Source organism: Oleiphilus sp. HI0128, from assembly GCF_001635365.1.
Genome location: NZ_LWGG01001331.1, coordinates 1 through 1,040 on the forward strand (window position 1 = coordinate 1; position 1,040 = coordinate 1,040).

The 1,040-nt window shown below is 47.0% G+C and carries 1 protein-coding gene and 1 pseudogene; both read left to right on the top strand.

Features of this window, described 5'->3' with window-relative positions:
- Positions 1 to 300: pseudogene (locus A3763_RS22235) on the top strand (diaminopimelate decarboxylase); the annotation flags it as partial.
- A 39-nt stretch (positions 301 to 339) separates the two neighbouring features.
- Positions 340 to 1,040: diaminopimelate epimerase (gene dapF, locus A3763_RS22240; protein WP_068760535.1), on the top strand; the 701-nt coding region annotated here is incomplete at its 3' end.

Sequence of the window (1,040 nt, forward strand, 5' to 3'; positions counted from 1 at the left end):
TGGCAGAATATTATTCGGGTAGAAAAAGAGCCGGGTTCTGATTGTGAGCGTCATCACTATGATTTGGTAGGGCCGATTTGTGAGACGGGCGACTTCTTGGGTAAAGATCGTGATTTGGCTATTAAGGCGGGCGACTTGCTCGCGGTAATGTCATCAGGTGCTTATGGCTTTGCAATGAGCTCGAACTACAACTCCAGAGGTCGTGTGGCAGAGCTGGTTGTAGATGGTGAGCAAGTCGTATTAGCGCGTAAGCGTGAAACAATTGATGATCAACTAGCGCTTGAGAATTTGATGCCTTAGTGGGCATTTAGAGTATTTTAGGTATCGGGAGAAAACAATATGGTGGTGAACTTTACCAAAATGCATGGTTTGGGTAATGACTTTATGGTGGTTGATATGATCAGCCATCATGTTCACCTTCGTCCTGAACAAATTCGCCGAATGGCTGATCGTAATTTAGGTGTGGGCTTTGACCAGCTTTTGTTGGTCGAACCACCTGGCAAGCCTGATGTTGATTTTCGCTATCGAATTTTTAATGCCGATGGTTCAGAAGTTGAGCAGTGTGGTAACGGTGCCAGGTGTTTCGCAGTCTTCGTGCGCGAGAAGAAGCTAAGCAACAAAGATAGTATTCGGGTCGAAACAAAAAAAGGCGATATTGAGTTAAAGGTCAATGATGATGGTCGCGTCCTTGTAGACATGGGCGAACCAGTATTCGACCCAGAAAGTATTCCATTTACAGCGGATGCTCCAGCAGATAGTTACAGCATCGATGTCGATGGTGAACCCTTGCAGATTTCTGCGGTGTCTATGGGCAACCCTCATGCTGTTTTGCAGGTGCCTGAATTGAGTGATCAGCAGGTTGCGCATTTAGGACCATTGATTGAAGCGCATGAACGCTTTCCAGAGCGTGTGAATGTTGGTTTTATGGAAATAGTACATAAGCGCTTTATCCAACTACGCGTTTACGAGCGAGGTGTGGGTGAAACCTTGGCCTGTGGTACCGGTGCGTGTGCGGCTGTTGCCGCTGGAATAAGCCGAGG